Below are 26,954 nucleotides of genomic sequence, written 5' to 3' on the forward strand. Positions count from 1 at the left end.
GGGCCGACCGGGCCGAGTGGCCTGACCTGCCCGGTCTGCCTGACCGGCGCCTGAGCGGCACGCCATCGCCGTCACCCCCCAGCCACCACCCCGGTCACCACCGGCGAAGGGCCCGGTGACCGTCCCCCGCCGGGGAGGTCACCGGGCCCTTCGCCGCTCCGCGTCCGCTTGCCGCGGGACTCAGACGTTGTTGCGCACCGAGAGCAGGCTCTCCAGCTGCTCCTCGCGGTCCTGCGCGGCCACGAAGAGAAGCTCGTCGCCGGCCTCCAGCGAGTCCTCCGGGGAGGGCGCCAGCACCCGCGACCCGCGGATGATGGTGACCAGCGAGGTGTCCTGCGGCCAGGCCACGTCCCCGACCCGGGTGCCGGCCAGCGCCGACTCCGGGGGCAGGGTCAGCTCGACCAGGTTGGCGTCGCCGTGGCTGAAGCGCAGCAGGCGCACCAGGTCGCCGACGCTGACCGCCTCCTCCACCAGCGCGGACATCAGGCGCGGCGTCGAGACGGCGACGTCCACGCCCCACGCCTCGTTGAAGAGCCACTCGTTCTTCGGGTTGTTCACCCGGGCGACGACCCGCGGCACCCCGTACTCGGTCTTCGCGAGCAGCGAGACGACCAGGTTGACCTTGTCGTCGCCGGTCGCGGCGATGACCACGTTGCAGCGCTGCAGCGCCGCCTCGTCCAGCGAGGTGATCTCGCAGGCGTCGGCCAGCAGCCACTCCGCGCGGGGCACCCGCTCCACGGAGATGGCGGTCGGCGCCTTGTCGATCAGCAGTACCTCGTGGCCGTTCTCCAGCAGCTCGCCCGCGATCGAGCGGCCGACGGCCCCGGCACCGGCAATGGCGACCCTCATCAGAGACCGGCCTCCTCTTCGGGACCCTTCGCGAACGCGGCCTCGACCTCGGCCACGTCCTCGGTCCGCATCATGACGTGGACCAGGTCGCCGTCCTGGAGGACGGTCTGCGAGCTCGGGATCATGGCCTCGCCGAACCGGGTGAGGAACGCCACGCGCACCCCCGTCTCGTCCTGCAGCCTGCTGATCCGGTGCCCGATCCACGCCGGGGAGGTGTGCACCTCGGCCAGCTGGACGCCGCCGGTGGGGTCGCGCCACAGCGGCTCCGCCCCCGAGGGCAGCAGGCGGCGCAGCATCTGGTCCGCCGTCCAGCGGACCGTCGCCACCGTCGGGATGCCCAGACGCTGGTAGACCTCCGCCCGCCGCGGGTCGTAGATGCGCGCGGCGACGTGCTCGATGCCGAACATCTCGCGCGCCACCCGGGCGGCGATGATGTTGGAGTTGTCGCCGCTGGAGACGGCGGCGAAGGCGCCGGCGTCCTCGATCCCGGCCTCACGCAGGGTGTCCTGGTCGAACCCCACGCCGGTGACGCGGCGGCCCCCGAAGCCGGAGCCCAGCCGGCGGAAGGCGGTGGGGTCACGGTCGATCACGGCGACCGTGTGCCCCTGCTGCTCCAAGGTCTGGGCGAGAGCGGCGCCTACGCGTCCGCAGCCCATGATGACGATGTGCACGACCGTCCTTCCGGTGTCGCGATTGTCGCTCTGCACGTGTTGTCGAGCTGTTCGTTCGCCGGCCGGCGTGCCCGGTCGACAGGAACAGGGTCTCAGACAGCCGCCCAAGGTACACACGCAGCGTCCGGAGCAAACCACCCCCCGCACCTGGTGGGTAAAGCCTTGGCGATGTTTTGCTTCCCTTAACGCGATCCTGATGTCCCTGGCTGGGTCCGCCCACCCGGCGGGCCTACGATCCTCTGTCGTGTCCAAACTGACCGACGTGCCCAAACGCATCCTCATCGGGCGCGCACTGCGCAGCGACCGGCTCGGGGAGACCCTCCTGCCCAAGAGGGTCGCCCTGCCCGTCTTCGCCTCCGACCCGCTCTCCTCCGTGGCCTACGCCCCGGGAGAGGTGCTGCTCGTCCTGTCGATCGCGGGTGTGTCGGCGTACCGGTTCAGCCCGTGGATCGCCGCTGCGGTCGTGGTGCTGATGTTCACCGTCGTGGCCTCCTACCGGCAGAACGTGCACGCGTACCCCAGCGGCGGCGGCGACTACGAGGTCGCCACCACCAACCTGGGCCGCCGGGCCGGCAAGGCCGTCGCCAGCGCCCTGCTGGTCGACTACGTGCTCACCGTGGCGGTGTCCATCTCCTCGGGCATCGAGAACCTGGGCTCGGCCGTGCCGTTCGTGGTCGAGCACAAGGTCGCCTGCGCGGTCGGCGTGATCGTGCTGCTGACCCTCATGAACCTGCGCGGGGTCAAGGAGTCCGGCAAGCTCTTCGCCATTCCGACGTACGTCTTCGTCACCGGCGTCTTCGCCATGATCCTCTGGGGCGCCTTCCGGGGCATGTTCCTCGGCGACGAGCTGCGGGCGCCCACCGCCGACTTCGAGATCCGCGCGGAGCACGAGGGGATCGCCGGCTTCGCCCTCGTCTTCCTGCTGCTGCGCGCCTTCTCCTCCGGCTGCGCCGCGCTGACCGGCGTGGAGGCCATCTCCAACGGCGTCCCCGCATTCCGCAAGCCGAAGTCGCGCAACGCGGCGACCACGCTGCTGCTGATGGGCGCGATCGCCGTCACCATGTTCTGCGGGATCATCGCCCTGGCGATGGCCACCGGGGTCAAGATGGCGGAGTCGCCCGCCCACGACCTGCTGGAGAACGGCCGTCCGGTGGGCGGCGACTACGTGCAGCACCCGGTGATCTCCCAGGTCGCCGAGGCGGTCTTCGGACACAACACCCTGCCGTTCCTGATCCTCGCCGGGGCCACCGCCCTCGTCCTCTTCCTCGCCGCCAACACGGCCTACAACGGCTTCCCGGTGCTCGGCTCGATCCTGGCCCAGGACCGCTACCTGCCGCGCCAGCTCCACACCCGCGGCGACCGCCTCGCCTTCTCCAACGGCATCGTGCTGCTGGCCGGCGCGGCCGCCCTGCTGGTCGTGGTCTACGACGCGGACTCCACGCGGCTCATCCAGCTCTACATCGTGGGCGTCTTCGTCTCCTTCACCATCAGCCAGATCGGCATGGTCCGGCACTGGAACCGCCACCTGGCGACCGAGCGGGACCAGACCGTCCGCCGCCGGATGCACCGCTCCCGCGCCATCAACGCCTTCGGCGCCACCTTCACCGGCCTGGTGCTGGTCGTGGTGCTGCTCACCAAGTTCACCCACGGCGCGTGGGTGGCCCTGCTGGGCATGGTGATCTTCTACGGCACGATGACCGTGATCCGGCGGCACTACGACCGGGTCTCCGAGGAGATCGCGGCCCCGGAGGAGCCCGGTGACGAGAGCCGGCGGCCCTCCCGGGTGCACTCGGTCGTCCTGGTCTCCAAGGTCCACAAGCCGGCCCTGCGCGCGCTGAGCTACGCCCGGATGATGCGCTCCGACACCCTGGAGGCGCTCACCGTCAACGTCGACGCCGCCGAGACCAGGGAACTGCGCGCCGAGTGGGACCGGCGCCGGATCGGCGTGCCGCTCAAGGTCCTGGACTCGCCGTACCGCGAGGTCACCCGGCCGGTCGTCGAGTACGTCAAGAACCTCCGCAGGGAGTCGCCGCGGGACGTGGTGTCCGTCTACATCCCGGAGTACGTGGTCGGCCACTGGTACGAGCAGCTCCTGCACAACCAGAGCGCGCTGCGGCTCAAGGGACGGCTGCTCTTCCAGCCCGGTGTGATGGTCACCTCGGTGCCGTACCAGCTGGAGTCCTCCGAGGCGGCGCGGCGCCGGGCGCGCAGGCGCGCGGAGTGGAACGCCCCCGGTTCGGTGCGGCGCGGGCCGGCCGTTACGTCCCGCAACGGGGAGCGGCGGGAGCGTGGCGGGGGCGGCGGCAACGGTGGTGGCAGCGGTGGCGGTGACGGTGGCGGCGGGGCCGCGTCGTCGGGCCGCTCCGGCTGACCGGTCCGGGCTGACCGCGCCGGGCTGACCGGTCCGGTGACCGCTCCGGTCCGGGTGATGGTCCGGCCCGGGTGACGGTCCGGCCCGGGCGGCGTGTCCCGGGGACCGCGTAGACTGGTCGGCTGTTGTCCGGGCGTGCGCCACCGGTGCCCGCGCCCGATTCGTCACCGAGGTTGTGGAGTCACCCCGCCATGCAGGCACAGGAGAAGAAGTCGCTGGTGGGGGAGGAGTACGAGGTCGAGATCGGCCCCGTCGCCCACGGCGGGCACTGCATCGCCAGGACCGACAAGGGCCAGGTCCTCTTCGTCCGGCACGCGCTGCCCGGTGAGCGGGTCGTGGCCCGGGTCACCGAGGGCGAGGAGGGGGCGCGGTTCCTGCGCGCCGACGCCGTGGAGATCCTCGACGCCTCCAAGGACCGCGTCGAGGCGCCCTGCCCGTTCGCCGGCCCCGGCAAGTGCGGTGGTTGCGACTGGCAGCACGCCAAGCCGGGCGCCCAGCGGCGACTCAAGGGCGAGGTCATCGCCGAGCAGCTGCAGCGGCTGGCCGGGCTCACCCCCGAGGAGGCCGGCTGGGACGGCACCGTGATGCCCGCCGAGGGCGACAAGGTGCCGGCCGGCGAGGTCCCGTCCTGGCGGACCCGCGTCCAGTACGCGATCGACCCCGGCACCGGCCGGGCGGGCCTGCGCAAGCACCGCTCGCACGAGGTGCAGGTCGTCGACCGGTGCCTGATCGCCGCGGAGGGCGTGAGCGAACTCGGTGTCGAGCGGCGCGACTGGTCCGGCATGGAGAGCGTCGAGGCGATCGCCGCGTCCGGTTCCCAGGACCGCCAGGTCATCCTCACCCCGCGCGAGGGCGCCCGGCTGCCGATCGTCGAGCTGGACCGCCCGGTCTCGGTGATGCGCGTCGGCGAGAAGGACGGCGGCGTCCACCGGGTGCACGGCCGCCCCTTCGTCCGCGAGCGGGCCGACGGCCGCACCTACCGGGTCGGCAGCGGCGGGTTCTGGCAGGTCCACCCGAAGGCCGCGGACACGCTGGTCACCGCCGTGATGCAGGGCCTGCTGCCGCGCAAGGGTGAGACCGCCCTCGACCTGTACTGCGGCGTCGGCCTGTTCGCCGGCGCGCTCGCCGACCGCCTCGGCGACGAGGGCGCGGTGCTGGGCATCGAGTCCGGCAAGCGCGCGGTGGAGGACGCCCGCCACAACCTGGCCGGCTTCGACCGGGTCCGCATCGAGCAGGGCAAGGTCGAGTCCGTGCTGCCGCGCACCGGCATCACCGAGGTCGACCTGATCGTCCTCGACCCGCCCCGCGCCGGCGCCGGCCGCAAGACCGTCGCCCACCTCGCCTCCCTCGGCGCCCGCCGCATCGCCTACGTTGCCTGCGACCCGGCCGCCCTCGCCCGCGACCTCGCCTACTTCCGCGACGGCGGCTACCGGGTGCGGACGCTGCGGGCGTTCGACCTGTTCCCGATGACGCATCACGTCGAGTGCGTGGCGATCCTGGAGCCGGTGAAGAAGGGCGCCTGACCTGCGGGGCCTCTGTTCCGGTGCGGCCTTCGACACCTGATGCCGTGCACAGCACGTGGGGCGGGATACCCCCGGCCCCATGTGCTGCTGGGCCGTCCGCCGGATGCACGCGCCTGCGACGTCGCCATCAGCGACTCGCCCACCTCACCGTGTAGTGCGCGGTCTACTGGTTCAGCTTCAAGAACTGTGTGCCCACGAGTCCGTCGGACAGCTCTGCCGTGTCGCCGGTCGACGTGACCGTGATGTGGACAGCGGTCGCGCCCTTACGGGCGAGGACGAGTGACGCGGGCCTCTTCGACTTGCCGATACGGGCAGTCAGGGTCATGGCCTCATCCGCCCCCTGGGAAGCGAGAACACGTGTGATCTCGCGGTTCCTCGCCTGAGTACCAGGTGCCTCGTAGGTGAAGCCTTCGGCGCAGTCGTGGCTGCCCGGTCGAGCGCCGCGGTGACTCTGGGCGGCTTCTTCGGACGCGTAGGAGGCCAGAGTGATGCGGGCGGTCAGTCGCGTGGAGGCGTCGTTGTCCGCCCTGCCGGTCCAGGTTCGCCGCACGACGGCGACGGGCGCCCCGATGACACTGCCTGCCTGCAGCAGCGCGACGGGCCGGCTGCGCACGGTCTCGGGCTTCGGGAAGTCCCTCGGACCGGCCTCGGAGCTGATCACCCCGGAGGGAAGGTCAGGGCCGCTCAACGCGGCCTGTTCGAGCTGCACGACGCTTAGGGGGAGGGCACCCTTGCTGCCCGGCAGGGGCATGGCGGACGCGCCGATGCCCAGGCCGGTCGAAGCGGCGTCGGCCGGCTCGTCCTCGGCCCTCGCGCATGCGGCGAGCAGAGGGAGGGCGGGGAACAGGCCGACGGTGGCCCGGTATGCGCGCCGCGTGCGAGCGGGCGACGTGAACATGGCGATGTCTCCCGTCATCCGAAGCTCAGCTTGGTCTGGTCCCATTCGCTGGCGGCGCTGATGACGGTGGTCGCGGTTCCGAGGGTGGTCTTGCCGCCCTTGTAGAACGCGATGCTGCCGTCCCTCGGACACCACAGGAGTCCTGGGCACCAAGGTCAACTCCCGGACCTACGAGTACGACCCGGCCGGCAACATCCTGGAGATCACCGACAAGGCGGACACCCGCACCGACCGGCAGTGCTTCGTCTACGACGGCCTGGGCCAGCTCACCGAGGCGTGGACCTCACCGAACGTCGGCTGCAAGCCCTCCAACGAAACCCTCCGCCAGCCGCAGTACAGCAGCGGCACCACGAATGTCACTGCTGCTGAGCAGGGTTACTGGCACTCCTACACCTACGACGAGGTCGGCAACCGGAAGAAGCTCGTCGAACACGATCCGGGCCTGAACACGGCCAAGGACGTCACCACCGACTACCACTACGGTGACCCGGCGGACCGGACGAAGCAGCCGCACACGCTGACGTCGATGGACCGGACCTACACCTCGGGCAGCAGCCAGATCGTGTCCCGCTCCACCGTCGACTACGACGCCGCCGGTAACACGACGACCCGGGTCACGGACGGCGACACCCAGACCATCGACTGGACCTGGGACGGCAAGGTCGCATCCGTCACCGGCTTCGGAGACGAGGGCTCCGGCGAGTTCGTCAACACCTCGTCAGGCCTGTGCCTGGACCTGAGCAACGGCTCGACGACGGCGGGCAACCCGCTCCAGGTCTACGGCTGCAACGGCACCAAGCCGCAGAAGTTCCGCCTCGACCCCAAGCCCGGCACCTCGGCGGCCACCGGCGCGCTGAAGGTCGTCGACCACTGCGTCGTGCCCAAGGACGGAGCGACGGCGGACGGTACCCCGGTCGTCATCGCGGCCTGCTCGGACGCCGCCGCACTGGAGTGGACCGCCACTTCCGCGGGGCAGCTCAAGCACGTCTCCTCGGGCAAGTGCCTCACCACCCCGGCCACGGCGGCCGGCACCGACCTCCAGCTCAAGACCTGCACGGCCGGCGCCGCCGGCCAGGTGTGGGACCCGGCCGACAAGACCCGCTACATCTATGGTCCCGCCGGTGAGCGCCTGATCTCCGTCTCGGACAGCGGACACACCCTGCACCTGGGCGAGACGACCGTGGCGACGACCGCGGGCGGCGCCGCCAAGTACACCGAGCGCTACTACACCCAGCCCGGCACGTCCACGGTCATGCGGCATGCCGAAGGGACGGCGAAGGACACGCTGCAGGTTCTGGTCGCCGACCAGAACGGCTCCTCCTACGTGAGCGTCGAACTCGTGCAGGGCAACCGGGTGCAGTTCTCCAAGACAACCCCGTTCGGTGCACCCCGGAGTGAGTCCTCGACCTGGGCCTCGCACCGCGGGTACGTAGGCGGCGAACGCGACCCCAGCGGCCTGGTGCACCTGGGTGCGCGGGAGTACGACCCGACGACCGGCCGGTTCATCTCCGCCGACCCGATCCTGGACCTCGCCGACCCGGTGCAGTCCAACGGCTACGTGTACTGCGAGAACAACCCCGTCACGTATGCGGACCCGACCGGCTTGACCTCCGCGGACGACTTCTACGAGGGCCCCAGCGACGGCGAGATCGCCGACGCCAAGACCACCCTGGGCACCACGATCGGCGACATCATCCTGTCCGTCGGCTGGGCGGTCTTCAAGGAATTCGTCGGCTGGAACGACATCGTCTCCTGCTTCGGCGGCCGAGACATGTGGGCCTGCGGCAGCCTCCTCATGGATGCCATCCCGTGGACGTCCGTGTTCAGCAAGGGCAAGAAGATCTGGAACGCCGTCCAGGCGACCATTTCCGCCATCGACACCCTGCGCAAGGCACAGGACCGCGCCCGCAAGCTCATCGCCCAGGCCAAGGCCGCTCAGCGGGCCGCGGAAAAGGCTGCGGCGGCGGCGAAGGAAGCTGCCAAGCGCGCCGCGCAGGCGGCCAAGAAGAAGGCGAAGGCCGCACAGGAATCCGTCACCAGAAACTCGAAGCGCCAAAACAAGCAGACCGGCAACGCCACTCAGAGGGAAGCACGCGCCGAGGCCAAGGACACCGCCGGCACCGGCCGTTCCACCACCGCCCGCCGCCAGGCCGAGGGCGGCGACAGCGACGGTCACGCGCGCCAGAGCAACGAAGGCGAGGCAGCCAGCGCCAGCGGCAGTACCCCGCCGTGCCACAGCTTCCTTCCCGGAACCAAGGCCCTCCTCGCCGACGGCACCACCAAACCCATCGAAGACATCAAGCCCGGCGACAAGGTCACCACCACCGATACCGAAGCAGAGGAGACCACCACCCGCGAAGTCGCCGCCACGATCACCACCCCCGACGACACCCACTTCACCGAACTCACCATCCAGACGGCGCACGGCGAAGAGAAGCTCACCGTCACCGACACGCACCCCTTCTGGGTCCCCGAACTCGACGAATGGGTCGAAGCCGGCGACCTCAAAAACGGCCAATGGCTCCGCACCAGCGCCGGCACCCACGTCCAGATCACCGCGATCACCCGCCACACCAGTCAGCCCACCACTGCGCACGACCTCACCGTCACCGGTATCCATGCGTACTATGTGCTGGCAGGCGAGGCTCCGGTCCTGGTTCACAACTGTGAAGCCAACATTTCAGCGGTGCTGGACAGCCTTGACGGAAAGCACACCACCACTGCGGTGCCCACAAATGCCCAGGGAGTTCCGATAGGCCCGGAAGCCTTGAGTGGCCGGGACGCCATGTCTGCCAGGGTAAACGGGGTGCTGCGGCGGGCCTACAATAAACCTGCGTATGCCCACTGGAACGCTGCAGATCATGCTGAGCCCAAAATTTCCCTGTGGATGAACGACAATGATGTTTCTTTCGCGAATGTAGTGATTAATCAGGACCATATCTGCGGAGATGCGGGCGGGGCTGGGTGCTCGAATATTCTCCCGGCCCTCCTTGAGCAGGGAAGAAGTATGAGGATCTGGTATCGTAACGCCGGCGGGGTTTTGCAAAAATCTGGGTTGATCCAGGACCTAGCGCCGCGGGGTGCTACAAGCTGATGGGCTGAGCAACGGTAGGAGCTGACTTGCCATTGCAGTGGAATGCGCTCGATGATGTCGAGCGTGGGGTTTGGAAGGCAGTTCCGCTTGAAAGCGTCGGTCCGCTCAGGTTTGGGATGGGTCATGAGGAAGTCGAGCGTGCCCTTGAGGAAGGTATGCTCGTATCTTCTGTGGTTCTGGATTCCTTGGACCGAGGCGTCAGGGCCGAGTTCGCTCGGCGTGGCTCGAACCCGTTGAGTCCGGTTCTTTCTTTGTCGACGTACTACGACGAAGGCGGCAACCTGGCCGCTGTGGCTATCGATGCGCGAAGTGGCCCTCAGGTTGTTATGGGTGAATTCGGCCTGGTGGGTCGCGTTCCGTCGGAAATCGAAGGGCAGTTCGTGGGATATGTTGAATCCCGTGGTCTGGATTTGGTCTACTCTGAGTTCTGGGACATGTCTTCTGAAGCGCTTGGCATTGTTTTGAGAGCTCAACGTGTAGACGATGTGGTGCTGAGTCGTCCGATTTTCGTAGGTAGGTCGTGGGGGGAGCGATGCGGGAGTTGTAGCGAAGGGCGGATTCCGCAGGATGAATGGCTTCGGCAGTCGCGCTGATATTGTCGATCTACAGAAGCTAACACAATGAGATGGACGGGCAGTGTCGGCCGGGTCCGGGGTCGAAGTTGAGTATTCGGCTTCTTGTGGAGACGTCACCATGGATCGTGCCGGATGAGTTATGGGACCTGTTGGAGCCGTTGTTGCCGCGGCGCGAGCGACGCTTCCCGCATCCAGGCTGCAAGCTGTTGCCGGACCGGCAGGTGCACTTGACGCTCTGGGCGCCTGCATGATGTTCGGTGAGCTGAGAAACCCGTTCTGACATGGGCTTTGCGTGATCCCTTCAGGTCAGCATCTTTCCGATGACCCATCACGTGGAGTGTGTGGCTGGAGTGCGTGGCCATCCTGGAGTCGGTGAAGAAGGCTGCCTGACCCGCGGGTCCTCTGTTTCGCGAGGGCAGACCGGAGGGATGACGACTCCCCCGTGGGAGCCGTCATCCCGACGGTGGAGGTGCCCGGCCAGGTGCCGGTCTCGCGGCTGAGGACAGGCCCTGGCAACTGGATGCGCTGCCGCTCGGTCCAGGGGAACGTTCTGCCCCGCACCTCGGTCAGGGGACCGTGCCGGTTCACGGCGTGGCGGAGGCCAGTCCGACCCGGTAGGCGAGGACGACGGCCTGGACGCGGTCGCGCAGGCCGAGTTTCGCCAGGATGCGTGACACATAGGTCTTGACGGTCTCGGGCGTGATGGACATCGCCGCCGCGATCTCCGTGTTCGACAGCCCCTCGGCGATCAGTTGGAGCACTTCCAGCTCCCGGGGCCTCAACGCACGCACGACGTCCTGCCTGGCCGGCCGGCCGGTGTCGGCCGGTCGCAGGTGTTCGGCGAAGTGGCCGATGAGGTGGCGGGTGACGGCGGGCGCCAGCAGGGCCTCTCCCCGGGCGACGGTCCGGATGCCGTTCACCAGTTCCGCCGGAGGTGCGTCCTTGAGGAGGAAGCCGCTCGCTCCGGCGCGCAACGCGTCGTAGACGTAGGCGTCGACGTTGAACGTGGTGACCACCAGCACCTTCGGTGCGCTCTCGGTGTCCGGGCCGGCCAGCTGCCGCGTCGCCCGTATGCCGTCGAGCAGCGGCATGCGGATGTCCATCACGATCACATCGGGGCGCAGCTCCCGCGCCGCCCGCACCGCCTCCAGCCCGTTCTCGGCCTCCCCGACGACCTCCAGGTCGGGTTGGGCGGAGAAGATGGTGACGTAGCCGGTCCGCACCAGTGCCTGGTCGTCGCAGACGAGCACGCGGATCGGTTGTGGCGTATCGCTCACGGGTCACTCCTGAAGGGGCTGGCCGGAATCCGGGCGCGGACCTCGAACCCGCCCTCGGGCCGGGGACCGGCCTCCAGTTGACCATCGAGCATCCGTACCCGGGTGCGCAGCCCGGCCAGTCCTCGCCCGCCCTCGCCGGAGTGCGGTGTCCGGCCGACGGGTGGGACGACGGGTCCGTCGGTGGTCACCGCTATCGCGATGTGTTCCTCACCGTGCCGGAGCAGGACTCTTGTCGGCCTCCCGGCCGCGTACTTCAGGGCGTTGGTGAGCCCTTCCTGCACCACCCGGTACGCGGCCAGCTCCACGTCCGTGCGCTGCGGCCGCCGCTCGCCCTGCTCGTCGAACGCGACCGGCTGGCCCGACCTGCGGGCCTGCTCGACCAGGTCCCCCACCCGTCCCAGGGTGGGCGCCCGGCCGGGACGCTCCGCGTCCGCGGACACCGGCTCGCCGGTCGCCTCCAGCACGCCGAGCAGGTACCGCAGCTCCTTCAGCGCCAGGCGGCCGGTGTCGCTGACCGCCGACATGCCCTCACCGGCCCGTTCCGGCGCGGACGGGAGCAGGATGTGCGCCGCGTCGGCCTGCACCACCATGGACGTCACGTGGTGGGTGACCACGTCGTGCAGCTCGCGGGCGATCCGCGCCCGCTCCGCGGCCGTGGCCACCTCGCCGGCCAGCCGCCGCCGCTCCGCCTCTCCCGCCCGTCGCGTGCGCACCATGTTCCCCACCAGCCAGGCCGCGGCCAGGGCCAGGTAGAACGCGAGGAAGTCCGGGATCTCCTGGGGGGACCCGAGGAGGTGCAGGACGGTGGCCAGCCCGGCGTAGCCCGCGCTCATCACGACGGTCAGACCGCGGCGGAAGCGCACCTGATGCGCCCCGGCGGAGTACAGAGCCAGATACAGCCCCCAGCTCCCGAACGTCGTCGCGAAGCCCAGTGCCTGGTGGACGGCGAAGGCGCCCGCCGTCACGCACAGGCAGGCGGCGGGCCACCGGCGGCGGGCCGCCAGCGGCAGGGCCTGGGCCACGACCAGCACGACGCTCAGCACGTTCGCCGGCCGCTCGGGCAGATCACCGATCTGGCCCCCGATCTTCGACAGGGTCGGCACGAAGGCCAGGACGGCGAGCGCCAGCGCGAGGACGCCGTCCTTGAGGAAGGGCCGCAGCTCTCCCCACCAGTGGTACGGCGCCCCGATCAGAGGGACACGCGAGGGCGCCTGACGAGACATCACTTCGGCCTTCCTCCAGTCGCCCGCTCTCAGCCCTTCGCGCGCGGCCCGGACCGCAGACCGCCGGACCGGCGGGCGCGGACGAACATCGCGATGGCGAGCAGCACCCCGATGACGACGGGCAGGATCGACGTCTCCATGCCGAAGCCGCCACCGGTCAGCAGGGAAGAGCCGTGGACATCGACCGTGAACAGGCCCACGGGGGTGTGCCCGGAGACCGGGACGCCGAGCAGTTGCTCCGTGGTGTTCCAGGCGAAGTGCAGACCCACGACGAACCAGATGTTACGGCGCCACAGGAACGCGGCACCGAGCATGACCCCCGCCTCCAGAGCGATCGCCAGCGCGCTCCACGGAGTGGCTCCCGGCGCGAACAGGTGCGTGAGACCGAAGAACAGTCCGGAGACCGCGACGGCGACCCGGCTGCCCCAGAGTTGCTCCAGAGCCTGCAGGGCGAGACCGCGGAACATCAGCTCCTCGGTGACCGCGGCGCCCGCCTGCACCGCCACCGCGGCGAACACGACCGGCAGGAAGCCGTTGCCCGCCCAGGAGAACGAGTAGCCCCCGAGCACCGTGATCAGGAGGGCGGAGACCAGGACGAAGGCCAGACCGACCGCGCCACCGCGCAGCGCCTCCCGGCCGGCTCCGCGCCGGGCGATCTCCGGTGTGGAGCGGTGTGCGACACGGCGCATGACCACCCGGTACACGGCCACAGCAACGACTGCGCCCAGTGCCGGGACCGGGCCGGGCCCGTCGGCGGTCAGACCCGCGACAAGGCCGACGCCGAGGACGCCGGTCAGCATCCACCCGAGCGGAGAGCGCACGGCGCGGCTCAGACGGCCGCCGGTGCCTGTGCCGCTGCCGTCGGCCGGGCCGGAGCCTGTGCCGCTGCCGTCGGCCGGGCCGGAGCCTGTGCCGCTGCCGTCGGCCGGGCCGGAGCCTGTGCCGTGTTCTGCGGTTGACGTCGTACCCATGGGGCTCCTCCCAGTGCCGGTCACCCCTCGTGGCGACCCGACGACAACGCTAGGAATCCACCGGCGCCCGCGGATCACCCCCGCATGGACAGTTCCTGTAGCTCTCACGGGGGATGCGCGCGTGCCCGCCGCGCCTGCGGTTCCGCGCGGGACGCCTGTGGGCGCGGGTGTCGGTCAGCCGCGGCGGGCGGTGGCGATCAGGGCGAGTCCTGTCACGAGTGCGGCGAGGCCGATGACAAGGACGGGGAGGCCGGGCCCGGGGAGGACGTACATCGCCGCCCCCGCCAGGGTCAGCGGCGATCCGGCGGCGGCCAGGGTCACTCCGATGCGTCGTACGGACATGCTGCTGCTCCGCGTCCGGGTGGTGGGTCGGGCGGTCATGGGCGGGTGAGCGGCCGGGTGGTGGCGACCGGCCCCGCACCGGAGGACCGAGGCGGTCGAGTGGGGCGGCCGTGCCACCTCACCGGCGGCCATGCGGCACGTCCCCCGCGTCCGGCCGGACCGGCCACCGCGGTCCGTGGCCTGCGGCCCACGTCGTCGCGCCGTGCCGTGCCGTGCGGTGCGCGCCACCCCGACCCGCACCGCCTCGTGGACGTCTCAGCCGGAGATCTCGACGGCCTTGTCCGGTGTCGGGTCCGTCTTCTTCCGGGTGATGTCCTGGAGCAGCGCGGCGAGGTCGACCCCGGTGGCGGAGGAGAGGAGTTCCATGCCCTGGGTGACGTTGTCGGTGACGGTACGGGTCAGCCGGCTCGCGCCGTCGGTGGAGACGACGGTCAGCTTGTCGACGGCGGCGAGCGGTTCGGCGGCCTTGGCGACGACCTGCGGAAGGACCTCGACGAGCATCTGGAGGACGGCGGCGTCGCCGTACTGGGCGAAGGCGTCGGCCTTCTTCCGCATGGCCTCCGCCTCCGCCGCTCCCCTGGCGCCGATGGAGGCGGCCTCGGCCTCGCCCTCGAGGCGCACGGCGTCGGCGAGTGCGGCGCGCTGGGCCTTCTCGCCCTCACCGGTGAGCCGGGCCCGCTCGGCGGCGGCCTCCGCCTCCTTCACCAGCGCGATACGGCGGGCCTCGGCCTCCTGCTCGGCCTGGTAGCGGGCGGCGTCGGCCGGCTTGCGGACCTGGGTGTCCAACTGCCGGTCGGTGAGGGCGGCCTGGCGGGCGGCGACCTTCTCCTGCTGCGAGAGGATGTCCTGCTGCCTGGCCGCCTCGGCCAGCGGGCCGGCGGCGTTGGCCTGGGCGGCGGCCTCGTCCGTCTGGGCCTTGATCTCGGCCTGCTTCAGGTAGAGGGTCCGCTGCGCGACGGCGATCTCCTCCTCCGCCTTCAGCCGCGCCTGCTCGGCCGCCCGACGGGCGACGGCCTCGGCGATGTCGGCCTCCTGCTTGGCGCGGGCGGCCTCCGGCCGGCCCAGGTCCTCCAGGTAGGAGCCCTCCGTGGTGATGTCCTGGATCTGGAAGGCGTCGAGCACCAGACCCTGCCCCGACAGGCTCGCCTCGGCCTCCTCAGCGACCTGACCGGCGAACGCCGCCCGGTCACGGATGATGTCCTCGACCGACATGCGGCCCACGATGGAACGCAGGGCGCCGGACAGCACCTCCTGGGTGAAGCCGACGATGCCGTCCTGCTGCATCAGGAACCGCTGCGCCGCGGCCCGGATGGAGTCCTCGGTGCCGCCCACCTTCACGATGGCGACACCCTCCAGGTTCGCCTTCACCCCGCGCAGGGTGACGGCGCCCCGGACCGCGACGGGAATGTGCCGGCTGGACAGGTCGAGACTGAATTTCTGCTGGACGAACGGCACGACGAAGACGCCGCCGCCGACCACGACCTTCTGGCCACTGGTGTCCGTGAAGACGCGGCCGGTCTCCGGGTCGGTGGTCCTCTTGCCGCGCCGGCCGGTGATGACGAACGCCTCGCTGGGACCCGCGACCTTGTAGCGCGTGACGACCACCAGGCCGAGCAGCACCAATAGGACGACGATGCCCACCACAGCGGTGAGAACAGGGCTCATCACGAGACCCCCTTCGATCGGAACTGGGAAAGGTTGGGAGAGGAGGAGGCAGCGGGAGCGTCAGCGTTCCACCGGACGGACCGTGACCGACGTGGCCGAGAGCAGGGACTCGACCCACACCTCGGTGCCACGGGCGACCGGCGAGGCGGCCCTCGCGGCGTACTTCACCGGCTGTCCGGCGAGGTGCAGCAACACCTCGCCGTAGCCGTCGGCCGGGATCGCCGTGATCACCGATCCGGACGTCCCCGTCAGGTCCTCACCCCGGGGAGCGGGCGCGCCGTCGTGCAGGAGCGCCCGGCCGAACCGCCAGGCCACCCATCCCACGGCGCCCCCCGCGACCGCGCCCGCCCCGGTGGCGATCCCTGTTCCGGCGCCGGTGGTCCCCGTGACGATGGCCCCCGTGAAGCCGAGCGCCGACAGGAAACCGGTGATCACCGGCAACGACAGAACCCCGTCCAGCCCTCCGCCCAGCCCGTCCAGGACCCCCTCCAGCACTCCGTCGAAGACGAGGGACAGAGCCAGCAGCGCCGCACCGATGATGCCGAGACCAAGAAACCAGACCATGTCCCCGCCCCCCCCGGATCCCCGGTGCTTCCGCCGTCCGGGGCATCCTCACACCGGACCGCACGGCAGTTCACTGCCGGATCCCGGCAGTCTTCGGGCGACTTCCATGCCGTCCTCGTGCGCGATCCGTGGGACGCGTTCCGACGGTGCGACCCGAGGCGACTCCCTCCCTTCCCGGGGGACATCGACCTCGGCTCCCTGGTGCCCTGACCCTACGGGCCCACATGGACGTAGCAGGCCCAGTCCAGGCGTGCGGCGTGGGCGGGGTCCCGGCGGAGTCGCCGGACGGCGTCGTGGAGGGCGCGGGCGCTGCCGCCCGCTCCGTCGGCGGAGGCCGTCAGGGCCTGGTAGAAGTCGCGTGCGATGCCAGGAGCCGGGTCGTCGGCGAGCCTCCAGAGGGTGCCGACGACGTGCGGGAAGCCGGCGAGCTGGAAGGCGGCGGCGAGGTGGATCGCCTCGTCGGCCAGGGCGCTGGTGCCGCGCGCGGTGTGGCACGCGGAGAGGAAGGCGAGTTCGGCGCCGGAGAGGTTCTGCTCGGCGACGGCCGTCACGGACAAGGGTCCGTCGTGCAGCGCCAGGTGACTGTGGGCGGGGTCGTCCTGGTCGTGGATGCCGTGGCAGGCGAAGTGGACCCAGGGATGGGAGGGCAGCGCCGACAGGACGTCCGACCGGACGGCCCGCTCCTCGGCCCGGAGGGTGGACGCGTCGCCGAAGAGCTCACCCAGCACGGACAGTTCCTCCCGGACGCCGGCCAGGTCGGTCGGCGGCGCGGTGGCTCCGTCGCCCTTCGGTGCGCCGGACACCCCTACCGCGAGCAGCCGCGGACGCCGGGACGGGCGGTGCGATCTCGCCCTGACGAGCGAGCCCAGGGTGGGGGTGTAGGAGGAGACCACCCGGTCGATCACCGGCGGCCCGTTCCTGGGCCCTGCGGCGTGCAGGGGGAGGAGCGTCAGGGGGCCGGTGGGGCACCACCACACGCGTGGCAGCTCCGCACCCGCCGGCTGATCCAGGCCGAGTTCGGCGAGGACGGGCTCGGCGATGTCCTCCCAGAGCCGGTGGAGTGTGTCCGTGATCCGGTTTCCGAGAGCACGGGCCTCGACGGGGCCGAGGGCGAGCCCGGGCTTGTTCAGCCGGCCGACGGCGTCGAGGAAGCCGGCGGCGCTGCGCTCGACGTCCTTGGCGGTGACGCCGGGCAGCTCGACCAGTCTGATCGGGTCCTCGCCGGGGGAGCGGGTGAGCAGGAGGGCGTCGCAGCGGTGGCTGCTGATGTTGATGACCGCGACCGGGCCGTCGTCGGCGGCGCGGTGGAGGTGTTCGAAGGACGGCGGTTCGAGGAAGTCGGCGAAGCCGGGGAGCCCCCGGATGCGAGCCAGGATGTCGTCGAACTGCTCGCCGAGCCGCCAGCGTCGGGCGTCCTGCCCCGATGCCCCGGTGCTGCTGCCGTCCGGACCGGGCCGGCTGCCTTCCAGGGCGGCGCAGATCGCGTCGAACTCGGCTGCCGGCGAGGGATGCTCGGCACGCAGCGCGGTCAGGTCGGTGCGGGTCTGCATCATCTGGGACCAGATCACCGAACGGCCCTGCTCCAGCAGCCGTACGGCACGGCGGAGGTCACCGACGGCGATCGCTGCCGCAGCGGCATCGCTGGCCAGCAGGGGGAGTTGGGCGATCTGCGCCAGCCGGGACGCCCGTGGGATGCCTCGGTCCGCCAGGCGGGGCAGCAGGGTCTCGATCGCCGTACGGTAGTCGGCGAGCGCACCTCGGGTGTCGCCGGTCAGCATGCCCAGTCGGCCCGAGTAGAAGGCCGAGAACAGGCGGGTCCGCGTCGAGGCGGTGACGCCGGCGGCGGAGGCTCGGAATGCCGCCAGGGCCTCGTGCGCGTCCTCGGCCGGACCACCGCCCCGCGACCACCGCTTCATCAGGGTGAGTCCGAGCTCCGAGCGCAGGTGGGCGAGGTCGGGGTCGTCGGGGCGGCGGACGGCGAGTTCCCCGGCCGTCCGGCGAAGGACGGCCGCCGACGCGTCGAGGTCGTCCCGGTCGCCGCGGTCGCGCAGGGCCACGGCCAGTTTCAGCCGCATGACCGGGTGGTCCACATGGGTGGACGGGGTGACAGCGGTCGCCGTGCGGAGAGAGACGATCGCGCCTTCCAGGTCCTCCCGCTGCCCGAAGGCGTCGTAGCGGCACTGCAGGGCGGCAGCCAGGTGGGTCAGCGCGCGTCCGGTCTCGGCGCCGGGCGGAGCGGTGTCCACTGCCGTCCGGGCGGCGGCGACGGCTCGGTCGATGTCGCCGCGGTGGCCCAGTGTGACGAACCGGGCGAGCAGGAGGCCGCTGAGAACGGCCGGTGCCGTGTGCTCGGCTGTGCCCAGGCGGTCGGCGAGGCCGACGGCGGTCTCGGCCGCGTCGATCGCGGCGGCGAGGTCCGCCAGATCGCCCACGCCCTCGAACCGGATGCGCAGGACGGACGCGAGGGCGGCCAGACGCCCGACACGTGCGGGGGAGTCGTCGGGTGTGGCTGCGAGGGCGGCGGAGGCGGATGCGAACGCCTCGACCAGATCGGCCGGTTCGGCCATGAGACGAAAGCGGTGGAACAGCGCGGCGGACCGCGCCGACAGGGCGGCGGCATGCCCGGGGACCGCCGCGAGCGCCTCCCGCGACAGCCGCAGCGAAGCCTCCACGTCCTCCGGGTCGCCGAGCCGGATGAACTGGCCGAGCAGGCTCGCGGCGAGGGTGGCGAGGACGTCCGGGTCCCGCCGCTCGTGGTACCACCCGTCGAAGGCAGGCTGGGGCAGGCCTCCCAGGGCCAGCGCGTGGCGCTGCCGCAGGGCGTCCGTGTTCTGGCGCAGCGCCGCGTACTGCGGATGCTCCGGGGGCGCGAGTCGCGCGCCCGCGGCCGTGGCGGCCAGAGCGGCTTCCAGTTGCTCCAGGTCGCCGGTGGTGGCGTAGCGGGCCATCAGCATGTTCCCGAGGCTGCCCAGCACCCCGGGCAGCGACGGGTGCTCGCCGGGCATGCGTTCGGTCTCACGAGCAGTCGCGTCGATCGCCTCGTGCAGGTATCTCTCGACGTGGGTGTGCTCGAACCGCTTCCACAGGAGGTGTCCGAGCAGGAACCAGCCGCCGGCCTCGGGGAGGCTTTCGCCCACCGACGCCCGACGCGCACCGATCGCCTTGTCGAGGTGGGCGATGTCGTGGGTGTGTGCGAACAGGTCGTCCTGGACCTTCGCGAGGCTGTCCCACATCCGCGGCCTTTCCGGATGGCCTTCGGCCGCGCCTGCCGCTCGGTCCATGTGGTGGGCGGCCACTTTCAGGGCGTCGGGTGTGTCGAGGACCTCGGCCAGTTCCGCCCAGGAACTCCCCAGGTTGAACCGGATCGCTGGCCGGTCCTCCTCGGGCGCGGTCCGCAACGCGGCCTCGAACAAGGGGATGGCGGTGCCGGAGACCTCCGGGTCCTTGGTCCGTCCGCACTCCTGGAGCAGGACCGTGCCGATCGCGCTGAGCAGGACGTGTGCTTCCGGTACAGGGGGAGGCTTGGCGGCGAACACCTCGGCCATGGCCCCGGGAACGGCCGTCGGAGCGATCGCGTGCAGGAGCCCGAACACGGACAGCCACGCGTGTACGTCGAACGGGGCCTGCGCCTGGCCGAGAACCTGGAGACGGATGTCGAACAGGACACCCACCAGGCGGGCGAGCGCCACGTCGTCCTCGGTCACGGGCTCCTCGTACAGTCGCTCGCCGACCTCGAGGATCAGTGATCCCGCGGCGCACAACGGCGCGGCCGCGAGCGCGATCCGGGGGTCGGCCGTGCCGGAGAACGCCTGGATGTGCTGACGCACCACTGCGGCGGCCTTCGCGGCGTCGTGGATCAGCAGGCCTTCCGTGGGTCTCCCGGTACTCGTCACCGTCATCCCCGTCTCGTGCCGCGGCGTCGTCCGGCTCAGGCTAGGGGGAGGGATTGTTCGTGGCAATTGGCCTTCATACAAGGCAAGTTGGTGAGACGATGCTTCGGCGCGAGACGTCGGCGGGGAGGCGGGGAGGCCAGGTTGTCGGGTACGGACGCGGCGGGGCTGGCCTATGTGTGCGCCCACTTCGAGGAGTTGCAGGAGCTGCTCGGCGACGACGGTCGTGATCCCTCGACGCCGTTGGCGCGGCTGCGGGCGGCCTGCGGTGCCGACGCGGCCCGAACCGCACGGCTGCTGGCCGAGGTCGACGCGGCGCTCCGTGCCGCGACCGACGGCTTCGCGAGCATTCACGGTGCCGGTGAGGGCCGTGCCCGGGAGCTGAGCGGTCTCGAGCCGCTCGAGATCGTCTTCCGGTGTCCGCTGCGGCAGTGCACCGGGCGGCACGGCAGCGAGGTGGCCGTCGCCCGGCCGGTCTGCGCGATCGGTGGCCGGGAACTCGTCCGGGAACGGCTGGTCTGAGGTGGGCGGGCTCTGGGGCGAGCTGGGCAGGAAGCTCGCCGACCGGTGGCTGTCACTGCTCGTCCTGCCCGGGGTGCTCTACGTCGCCACGGTCGCCGCCGCGCACACCCTGGGGCAGCGGCACGCACTGGACGCGCCGTTCCTGATCCAGGAGGTGACGGCCTTCGCCCAGCAGCCGACCGTGACGGGGGTCGGCGGACAGATCGTGCTGGTGGGGGCGATCATGATCGCCTCGGCCACGGCCGGGCTCGTCGCCGAGGCGGTCGGTTCACTGGTCGAACGCCTGGTGCTGGCGGTCGGCTGGAAGGCGTGGCCGCTCGGACTGCCGGCTGTGGCCGGCTGGTGGGTACGACGCAGACAGCGTCGCTGGGACGACGCCCACGGCGTGTACCACCGGCAGCGGCGGCTCGCCCTCGCGCCCGACCCGGCCGACCGGCCCGATCCCGCGGTGGGACGCGCGGCTCTCGCACGGCGCACTCGGATCGCCCTGGAACGGCCCGAGCGGCCGACCTGGAGCGGGGATCGCGTCCAGGCCGTCGCCCTGCGGCTGGACCGTGACCACAGCATGGACCTCGCCGTCGTGTGGCCCTACCTCGAACCCGTCCTCCCCGAGGCTCTGGGTGCCCGGATCTCCGAGGCCCGGGCCTCGCTGGTGCGCGCCACGACCCTGGCCGGCTGGGCCGTGCTGTACGCGGCGCTCGCCCATCGGTGGTGGCCGGCCGTCCTGGTGGCCTTGGTCCTGGCGGCTGCCGCCAGGCACCGCACCCGCAGGTGCGTGGACGCCTACGCCCGCCTCCTCGAGGTGGCCGCCCGCCTCCACACGCCCGACCTCGCCGCTCAGCTCGGGTTCGAGCACACCGGCCCCCTCACCGCCGATCTCGGCGCCCGCCTCACCCACCACCTCCGCGGGTCCTCGCCTCCTCCCGTCCCGGCGGGCGGCTGACAAGGGGGGCCCGCGGGTGTCCCGAGGACCGGTCGGCCGGTCGGCGGTGCGCGAGCCGTCCGGCGTTCAGGTTCCGGTCACCGTGCCCAGGAAGCGGATGTGCGGGCGGTCGGTGGGTCCGGGGCGGGTGACCTCGGCGCGGACGCCGTAGACGTCGGCGATCAGGGTCTCGGTGAGCGTGTCGGCGGGGGAGCCGGCGGCGACCACCCGGCCTTCGCGGAGGACCACGAGCTGGTCGCAGTACATGGCCGCCAGGTTCAGGTCGTGCAGGGCGACGACGCTGGTGACGGGGAGTTCGGCGACCAGGTTCAGCAGGTCGAGCTGGTGCTGGACGTCGAGGTGGTTGGTGGGTTCGTCCAGCAGCAGCTCGCGTGGTTCCTGGGCCAGGGCGCGGGCGACCTGCACCCGCTGGCGCTCGCCGCCGGAGAGGGTGTGCCAGGGCCGGTCCGCGCGGTCGGTGAGGCCGGTGCTCGCCAGGGCGGCGCGCACGGCGGCCTCGTCGGGCGCGGTCGCGGGGGTCCAGGCACGCCGGTGCGGGATGCGGCCGAGGCGGACGACGTCCAGCACGGTCAGCTCGACCAGGGTCTCGGCGTGCTGCTCGACGACGGCGACCCGCCGGGCCACCGCGCGGCGCCCCCACTCGCCCAGCGGGCGCCCGTCCAGGACGACGACACCCGCGGTGGGGGCGAGGACCCCGGCCAGCAGCCGCAGCAGCGTGGACTTCCCCGAGCCGTTGGGCCCCAGCAGCCCCGTCACCGAGCCGGGCCGGGGGGCGAGGCTGACGCCGTCGAGGACCAGCCGCCCGCCGAGGTCGCGGCTCACGCGGTCGGCGGCGAGGGTGGGCCCCGCGGCGGGCGGCGTGCCGGCGGGCCGCCCCCGGACCGGGGCCGTCACCGCGTCCTCCTCGTGCGGTACAGGACCAGGACGAACGCCGGGACGCCGATCAGCGAGGTGACCACGCCCACCGGCACCTCCTGGGGGTCGAGGACGGTACGGGCCAGGGTGTCGGCCCAGACCAGGAACACCGCCCCGGCGAGCGCGGTCACCGGCAGCAGCCGGGCGTGCCCCGGGCCGACGAGGGCCCGCGCGGCGTGCGGGAGCACCAGGCCGACGAAGCCGATCGCGCCCGCCGAGCTGACCAGCGCGGCGGTCAGCAGCGCCGTCACGGACAGGAGCACCAGCCGGGTCCGGGCGACCGGGACACCGAGCGTGGCCGCGGCGTCCTGGCCGAAGGCGAAGGCGTCCAGGCTGCGCGCGTGGCCCAGGCACACCACGAGGGCGAGCGCCAGGACCGCCGAGCACAGCCCCACCTCGGTCCAGCCGGCCCCGCTCAGCGAGCCGAGCAGCCAGAACAGCACGCCCCGGGTGGTCTCGGCGTCGGCCGCCGTCGTCACCACGAACGAGGTCAGCGCGGAGAACAGCTGCATCGCCGCCACCCCGGACAGCACCACCCGGTCCGTCGTCCCGCCGAGCGTGTGGCTGAGCAGCAGCACCAGCGCGAACGAGCCGACCGCGCCGAGGAACGCGCCGCCGGAGAGGGACAGGACACCGCCGCCCGCGCCGACGACGATCACGAGGACGGCGCCGGTCGACGCCCCGGAGGAGACGCCCAGCACGAACGGGTCGGCGAGCGGGTTGCGCAGCAGCGACTGCATCACCGCGCCGCACACCGCGAGTCCGGCGCCGCACACCGCGGCGAGCAGGGTGCGCGGCAGCCGCAGGTCCCAGACGATGCCCTCGCGGATCGCGGTCAGCTCCGACGGGCCCCCGCCCAGGCGGGAGGCGACCACGGACCAGACGTCGCCCACCCCGACGGAGGCCGGGCCGATGGTGACGGCCGCGGCGACGGACAGGGCGAGCACCGCCAGTCCGCCGCCCACGCCCGCCACGACGGGCAGAGCGCGGCCGCCTCCCCGCGCCGGGCGGGCGGGGGAGGGGCGCAGGGTCGTGGTCATCCGGCGAGCCCGTGCTCGCGCAGCGCCGCGGCCACCTTCTCGACGCCCTCGACGGTGCGGATCGTCGGGTTCATCGCCTGCCCGCTGAGCAGCACGTACCGCTTCTCCCGTACCGCCGTGAGGTTCCTGGTCGCCGCATGGGACTCCAGGAAGGCGATCTTCCTGGCGGCCGACTCGGCGGTCTGCGACCTGCGGGTGAGGTCGCCGAGGACGAGCAGGTCGGGATCGCGGTCGGCGACGGTCTCCCAGCTGACCTGCGGCCATTCCTGGGTGCTGTCGTCGAGGACGTTCTTCGCGCCGAGCGCGTCGGTGATGACGCCGGGGGCTCCGCAGCAGCCCGCCATGTAGGGCGACTCCTGGTTCGCGAACCAGTACAGGACGGTGGTGTCCCCGGCGTCGATCCCGGCGGAGGCGTCGGCGACGCGGCTCCGCAGCCGGTCGACCAGCCGCTCGCCGCGCTCCTCCACGCCGAAGACGCGGGCCAGGTCCCGCACCTCCCGGTAGACCGTGTCCATGGTCAGGGGTTCGGTGCGGGAGCCGTCGCCGCCGCCGCTGTTGTCCTTGCCCTCGCAGTCGGCGGGCGACAGGTACGTCGGCACGCCGAGCTCCGTGAACTTCTCGCGGGGGGCCACGCCGCCCTTGCCCAGGGTGGACGCGAAGGAGGCGGCCACGAAGTCCGGTTCGGCGTCCAGCACGCGCTCGAACGACGGCTGGTTGTCGGCGAGCCGGGGCACCCCGGCGTCGGCCTTCTCCAGACCCTTCATCACCGGGTCGGTCCAGGTGGCGGTTCCCGCCATGCGGTCCGCGAGGCCGAGCGAGAGCAGGATCTCGGTGGTGCCCTGGTTCAGGGACACGGCCCGCCGCGGCGGGGCCTCGACGGTCACCCGCTGACCGCAGTTCTCGAACGTGACGGCCTGGGCGCCGGAGCCGCCTGAGCTGCCGGAGCCGCCGGGCCCGGCGGACGGGCCGGAGCCGGACTCGGAGCCGGACGTGGTCCCGGAACCGCAGGCGGTGAGCAGGAGCGCTCCGGTCAGGAGCAGGGCGGAACGGCGGACGGGGCGTGACAGATGCACGGCAGAGGCTTCCTCGGCGTCGGACCCATACGCGGGGTCGCGTGGACGTTCGGTCGCCAGCAGGTCTTCGGACTCGGGATCATCCCGGCGAGGCGCCTTCCCGGACCCGGCCGTGACCGTCGTCCAGTGGCTGCTGCCTCGCCCGTCACCCTTACCGCTGCGCGTCAGTTCCGGTCTCCCACCGGATTCCCTGACCCGTGGACGCGGAGGACCGCGTTCACGAGTGCGACTGGCGTTCGGAAGCTACCACGCCGCGCTCGAGCGGCCCGCGGCGCCCTGGGCGAATCCGCGGCCCGGACGCCCGTGCCCCCACGGCCGATGTGGCCGGATGCGGCCTCCGCGTGGACGGCGGGTCCGGGCCACACTGGTGACTCCCGCCATTCCCGCCGCACGTGCCGAGTCCCCGCCCGTGGCACGCCTTTCGGAAGGGGCACGATGCCGCCGGAGACGACGCCCGGGACGACGCCGGAGGACGGTGCCACCCCGTCGCCCGCCCGTGACGGACACGCGGCCGGCCGGGTCACCCTGCGCGCCGACCTGCGGGCCGCGGTGCCCGACGCGACGGCGGCGGTCCTGGTCACGGCCGCCGTCTTCGTGTTCCTGTGGGCGCGAATGGGCTCCGGCGACTCGGCGACGGTCGCGGTCATGCCGTTCATGGACGACCCGGGCACGTACTGGATGTACCTGCTGAGCCAGGCGTTCGGGTGGTCGGGCCTGCTGTGGGCCTGGGGCACGGTCGTGCTCGGCCTGCTGCTGTCGGGGCCGAGACTCGACCGGTCACCGGTCCCCCGGCAGGTCCTGGAGCGGTGGCACCGCACCACGAGCCTGACGACGATGGCTCTGATGTTCGCGCACGCGCTGATGTTCGCGGCCGAACTCGTGCGCTACGAGACCGAGCTGGCGTGGCTGAAGCGGTTGTGGACCGGCTTCGCCGACTCCTTCGTGCCCGGCTGGTACGACTCCGGGACCGGGCAGATCGCCCTTCCCATCGGCCAGGCGGCCCTGTACCTGGCCGTGCCGCTGGGCCTGCTCTTCTACGTCCGCAACCGCATCGGCGCCACCACCTGGCGGCGGCTGCACCGGTTCGTGATCGTCGTGTACGTGCTGAGCGTGTGGCACACGCTGCTGTACGGCACCAACGTCTGGTACGGCGAGTGGCCCCGCACGGTGCTGTGGCTGCTGCAACTGCCTGTCGCCGTACTGCTGCTGGTGCGGTTGCTGAGACCCGCCCGGCGCGCGGAGCGACTGGGCGCCCCGGGGCGGCGTGCGGGTGGCTCCCTGCCGGGCTGGGCGCTGCGGGCGGCGGGCAGGGTGGTCGCCGGGGCCGTGGTCGTCGGCATCCTCGTCGTGGTCGTCTCCGGTCATGACGGAGGCAGACAGCGGCCGGCCGAGGCGCCGGCGAGCAGCCCGCACGAGAAGGAGACGGAGTGACGGGCCCCGGCGGGGGTGGGGTCAGCTCTCGTGGAGGGCCTTCCTCAGGGCCTCGACGGCCAGGTGGCGGGCGACGTTCGCGGCACGGGTGTCGCGCAGGCTGTCCAGGAGCAGGAAGTCGTGGACCATGCCGGCGACGCGCACGGAGGTGACGTCGACGCCGGCCTCGCGGAGCTTGTTGGCGTACTTCTCGCCCTCGTCGCGCAGGACGTCCGCCTCGTCGGTGATGACGAGGGTGGGCGGCAGGTCCTTGAGCTGCTCCAGGCTCGCCCGCAGGGGGGCGGCGTACGGCTCGGTGCGCTGCGAGGGCTCGGAGTACTGGTCCCAGAACCAGATCATGCCGTCCCGGGTGAGGTAGTAGCCCTCGGCGAACTGGTGGTACGACGGGGTGTCGAAGTCCGCGTCGGCCACCGGGTACAGCAGCACCTGTGCCTTCAGGTCGATGCCGCCGCGCTCCTTGTTCATCAGCGCGAAGACGGTGGACATGCAGCCGCCCACGGACTCACCGGTGACCGCGACACGGGAGGTGTCCAGGCCGTGGTCGGAGCCGTTCTCCAGCAGCCACTGCCCGACGGCGTAGTTCTGCTCGACCTGGGTCGGGTACTTCGCCTCCGGGGCCCGGTCGTACACGGGGAACACCCCGGCCGCGCCGGCGCCGACGGCCAGCTCGCGGAAGAGCCGGTCGTGGGTCTTCTCGTCGCCGAAGACCCAGCCGGCGCCGTGGATGTAGAAGACGACCGGCAGTGGGCCGGTGGCTCCCTTGGGCCTGATGATGCGGGTGCGGACCGTGCCCCACTCGCCGGCGTCGACCTCCACCCACTCCTCGTCCACCTCGGGCCGGGGCACGCTCGCGTCGCTCTGCAGGCCGAGGAGGATGTCGCGGCCCTGCTCCGGCGGGACCTCGTAGATCCGGGGGTGCGGGTCGGTCGCCTCGGCCAGCTCCTTCGCCGCCGGCTCCAGGAAGGGCGTGACGGGTGCGGGCAGATCGCTCATGCGGACTCCAGGTGCTCGGGCGTCCGGCGGCCACGGCGCGGTGGCACGGACGCGCACTCCCCCCTGCTCCTCCTCCATGGTCCCGGCCGCCCGGCCCTTCGCAACCCGGCCGGGCGGCCGTGGC

The 26,954-nt window shown here is 71.9% G+C and carries 21 protein-coding genes and 1 riboswitch; of the genes, 7 read left to right on the forward strand and 14 right to left on the reverse strand.

Annotated features, from left to right (window positions below):
- Positions 1–180: 180 nt before the first annotated feature.
- Positions 181–849 (reverse strand): TrkA family potassium uptake protein, encoded by a 669-nt coding sequence (locus tag ABZ836_RS24700; RefSeq protein ID WP_356133654.1) that lies wholly within the window; start codon positions 847–849, stop codon positions 181–183.
- Positions 849–1,520, reverse strand: a complete 672-nt coding sequence (locus ABZ836_RS24705) for a TrkA family potassium uptake protein (RefSeq protein ID WP_356133653.1) — start codon at positions 1,518–1,520, stop codon at positions 849–851. The genes ABZ836_RS24700 and ABZ836_RS24705 overlap by 1 nt, the downstream gene beginning before the upstream one ends.
- A 244-nt stretch (positions 1,521–1,764) precedes the next feature.
- Between ABZ836_RS24705 and ABZ836_RS24710 the strand changes: the two genes are divergently transcribed.
- Together ABZ836_RS24710 and ABZ836_RS24715 are read left to right on the forward strand one after the other, a co-directional pair.
- Positions 1,765–3,891 carry an APC family permease gene (locus ABZ836_RS24710; protein WP_361145505.1) on the forward strand — a complete coding sequence of 709 codons (2,127 nt, stop codon included), beginning with the start codon at positions 1,765–1,767 and terminating at the stop codon, positions 3,889–3,891.
- 191 nt (positions 3,892–4,082) lie between these two features.
- On the forward strand, positions 4,083–5,414 hold the full coding sequence (locus tag ABZ836_RS24715) for a class I SAM-dependent RNA methyltransferase (protein WP_361145508.1): 1,332 nt from the start codon (positions 4,083–4,085) through the stop codon (positions 5,412–5,414).
- Between the two features lie 163 nt (positions 5,415–5,577).
- On the opposite strand, the gene ABZ836_RS24720 is transcribed toward ABZ836_RS24715, so the two are convergent.
- Complete coding sequence (locus ABZ836_RS24720) at positions 5,578–6,330, reverse strand: hypothetical protein (protein ID WP_361145511.1); 753 nt, start codon at positions 6,328–6,330, stop codon at positions 5,578–5,580.
- A 508-nt stretch (positions 6,331–6,838) separates the two neighbouring features.
- On the opposite strand from ABZ836_RS24720, the gene ABZ836_RS24725 reads away from it, so the two are divergent.
- Positions 6,839–9,406 carry a ricin-type beta-trefoil lectin domain protein gene (locus tag ABZ836_RS24725; protein ID WP_361145514.1) on the forward strand — a complete coding sequence of 856 codons (2,568 nt, stop codon included), beginning with the start codon at positions 6,839–6,841 and terminating at the stop codon, positions 9,404–9,406.
- A gap of 26 nt (positions 9,407–9,432) precedes the next feature.
- Positions 9,433–9,999 (forward strand): hypothetical protein, encoded by a 567-nt coding sequence (locus tag ABZ836_RS24730; protein ID WP_361145517.1) that lies wholly within the window; start codon positions 9,433–9,435, stop codon positions 9,997–9,999.
- A gap of 566 nt (positions 10,000–10,565) precedes the next feature.
- Here ABZ836_RS24730 and ABZ836_RS24735 read toward each other — a convergent pair.
- From ABZ836_RS24735 to ABZ836_RS24765, 7 genes are all read right to left on the reverse strand, one after another.
- The gene (locus tag ABZ836_RS24735; protein ID WP_361145520.1) at positions 10,566–11,258 is read right to left on the reverse strand and encodes a response regulator transcription factor; all 693 of its coding nucleotides are present in this window, start codon (positions 11,256–11,258) and stop codon (positions 10,566–10,568) included.
- Entirely contained in the window at positions 11,255–12,484 is a 1,230-nt protein-coding gene (locus ABZ836_RS24740) for a histidine kinase (protein ID WP_361145523.1), read from the reverse strand. The genes ABZ836_RS24735 and ABZ836_RS24740 overlap by 4 nt, the downstream gene beginning before the upstream one ends.
- A 26-nt stretch (positions 12,485–12,510) precedes the next feature.
- The gene (locus ABZ836_RS24745) at positions 12,511–13,452 is read right to left on the reverse strand and encodes a CPBP family intramembrane glutamic endopeptidase (RefSeq protein ID WP_361145526.1); all 942 of its coding nucleotides are present in this window, start codon (positions 13,450–13,452) and stop codon (positions 12,511–12,513) included.
- 174 nt (positions 13,453–13,626) lie between these two features.
- Positions 13,627–13,794, reverse strand: coding sequence for a hypothetical protein (locus ABZ836_RS24750; RefSeq protein WP_361145529.1), 168 nt, complete (start codon positions 13,792–13,794; stop codon positions 13,627–13,629).
- Positions 13,795–14,049: 255 nt separating this feature from the next.
- Positions 14,050–15,459 carry an SPFH domain-containing protein gene (locus tag ABZ836_RS24755; RefSeq protein WP_361145532.1) on the reverse strand — a complete coding sequence of 470 codons (1,410 nt, stop codon included), beginning with the start codon at positions 15,457–15,459 and terminating at the stop codon, positions 14,050–14,052.
- 60 nt (positions 15,460–15,519) lie between these two features.
- A complete protein-coding gene (locus ABZ836_RS24760; RefSeq protein WP_361145535.1) occupies positions 15,520–16,023 on the reverse strand; it encodes a hypothetical protein in 504 nt (167 codons plus the stop codon).
- A 212-nt stretch (positions 16,024–16,235) separates the two neighbouring features.
- Positions 16,236–19,922, reverse strand: coding sequence for a CHAT domain-containing protein (locus ABZ836_RS24765; RefSeq protein ID WP_361145538.1), 3,687 nt, complete (start codon positions 19,920–19,922; stop codon positions 16,236–16,238).
- Positions 19,923–20,057: 135 nt separating this feature from the next.
- Here ABZ836_RS24765 and ABZ836_RS24770 point away from each other — a divergent pair, with 135 nt between their 5' ends.
- Both ABZ836_RS24770 and ABZ836_RS24775 read left to right on the forward strand, forming a co-directional pair.
- A complete protein-coding gene (locus ABZ836_RS24770) occupies positions 20,058–20,435 on the forward strand; it encodes a hypothetical protein (RefSeq protein ID WP_356133622.1) in 378 nt (125 codons plus the stop codon).
- A 1-nt stretch (position 20,436) separates the two neighbouring features.
- On the forward strand, positions 20,437–21,378 hold the full coding sequence (locus ABZ836_RS24775) for a hypothetical protein (protein WP_361145541.1): 942 nt from the start codon (positions 20,437–20,439) through the stop codon (positions 21,376–21,378).
- A gap of 66 nt (positions 21,379–21,444) precedes the next feature.
- Here the strand turns inward: ABZ836_RS24775 and ABZ836_RS24780 are convergent, their stop codons facing one another.
- From ABZ836_RS24780 to ABZ836_RS24790, 3 genes are read right to left on the reverse strand one after another with little or no spacing between them, the layout of a single operon-like run.
- On the reverse strand, positions 21,445–22,272 hold the full coding sequence (locus ABZ836_RS24780; protein WP_361145544.1) for an ABC transporter ATP-binding protein: 828 nt from the start codon (positions 22,270–22,272) through the stop codon (positions 21,445–21,447).
- Complete coding sequence (locus tag ABZ836_RS24785) at positions 22,269–23,333, reverse strand: iron chelate uptake ABC transporter family permease subunit (protein ID WP_356133616.1); 1,065 nt, start codon at positions 23,331–23,333, stop codon at positions 22,269–22,271. Before ABZ836_RS24785 ends, ABZ836_RS24780 begins: the two co-directional genes overlap by 4 nt.
- Entirely contained in the window at positions 23,330–24,406 is a 1,077-nt protein-coding gene (locus ABZ836_RS24790) for an ABC transporter substrate-binding protein (RefSeq protein ID WP_361145547.1), read from the reverse strand. Before ABZ836_RS24790 ends, ABZ836_RS24785 begins: the two co-directional genes overlap by 4 nt.
- A gap of 40 nt (positions 24,407–24,446) precedes the next feature.
- A riboswitch (cobalamin riboswitch) is annotated at positions 24,447–24,637 on the reverse strand.
- 204 nt (positions 24,638–24,841) lie between these two features.
- Between ABZ836_RS24790 and ABZ836_RS24795 the strand changes: the two genes are divergently transcribed.
- Complete coding sequence (locus tag ABZ836_RS24795) at positions 24,842–25,837, forward strand: ferric reductase-like transmembrane domain-containing protein (protein ID WP_361145550.1); 996 nt, start codon at positions 24,842–24,844, stop codon at positions 25,835–25,837.
- A 21-nt stretch (positions 25,838–25,858) separates the two neighbouring features.
- Here ABZ836_RS24795 and ABZ836_RS24800 read toward each other — a convergent pair whose 3' ends face one another.
- Positions 25,859–26,830, reverse strand: coding sequence for an alpha/beta hydrolase (locus tag ABZ836_RS24800; RefSeq protein ID WP_356133611.1), 972 nt, complete (start codon positions 26,828–26,830; stop codon positions 25,859–25,861).
- Positions 26,831–26,954 lie beyond the last annotated feature (124 nt).

The sequence above is a fragment of the Streptomyces sp. NPDC047130 genome (assembly GCF_040643475.1).
Taxonomy (GTDB): Bacteria; Actinomycetota; Actinomycetes; order Streptomycetales; family Streptomycetaceae; genus Streptomyces.

What these genes read in the sequence shown, in the direction of transcription:
- ABZ836_RS24700 (WP_356133654.1), bottom strand. Translation starts at nt 849, where the DNA reads ATGAGGGTCGCCATTGCCGGTGCCGGGGCCGTCGGCCGCTCGATCGCG.
- ABZ836_RS24715 (WP_361145508.1), top strand. Translation starts at nt 4,083, where the DNA reads ATGCAGGCACAGGAGAAGAAGTCGCTGGTGGGGGAGGAGTACGAGGTC.
- ABZ836_RS24720 (WP_361145511.1), bottom strand. Translation starts at nt 6,330, where the DNA reads ATGACGGGAGACATCGCCATGTTCACGTCGCCCGCTCGCACGCGGCGC.
- ABZ836_RS24725 (WP_361145514.1), top strand. Translation starts at nt 6,839, where the DNA reads ATGGACCGGACCTACACCTCGGGCAGCAGCCAGATCGTGTCCCGCTCC.
- ABZ836_RS24745 (WP_361145526.1), bottom strand. Translation starts at nt 13,452, where the DNA reads ATGGGTACGACGTCAACCGCAGAACACGGCACAGGCTCCGGCCCGGCC.
- ABZ836_RS24750 (WP_361145529.1), bottom strand. Translation starts at nt 13,794, where the DNA reads ATGTCCGTACGACGCATCGGAGTGACCCTGGCCGCCGCCGGATCGCCG.
- ABZ836_RS24755 (WP_361145532.1), bottom strand. Translation starts at nt 15,459, where the DNA reads ATGAGCCCTGTTCTCACCGCTGTGGTGGGCATCGTCGTCCTATTGGTG.
- ABZ836_RS24760 (WP_361145535.1), bottom strand. Translation starts at nt 16,023, where the DNA reads ATGGTCTGGTTTCTTGGTCTCGGCATCATCGGTGCGGCGCTGCTGGCT.
- ABZ836_RS24765 (WP_361145538.1), bottom strand. Translation starts at nt 19,922, where the DNA reads ATGACGGTGACGAGTACCGGGAGACCCACGGAAGGCCTGCTGATCCAC.
- ABZ836_RS24785 (WP_356133616.1), bottom strand. Translation starts at nt 23,333, where the DNA reads ATGACCACGACCCTGCGCCCCTCCCCCGCCCGCCCGGCGCGGGGAGGC.
- ABZ836_RS24795 (WP_361145550.1), top strand. Translation starts at nt 24,842, where the DNA reads ATGCCGCCGGAGACGACGCCCGGGACGACGCCGGAGGACGGTGCCACC.
- ABZ836_RS24800 (WP_356133611.1), bottom strand. Translation starts at nt 26,830, where the DNA reads ATGAGCGATCTGCCCGCACCCGTCACGCCCTTCCTGGAGCCGGCGGCG.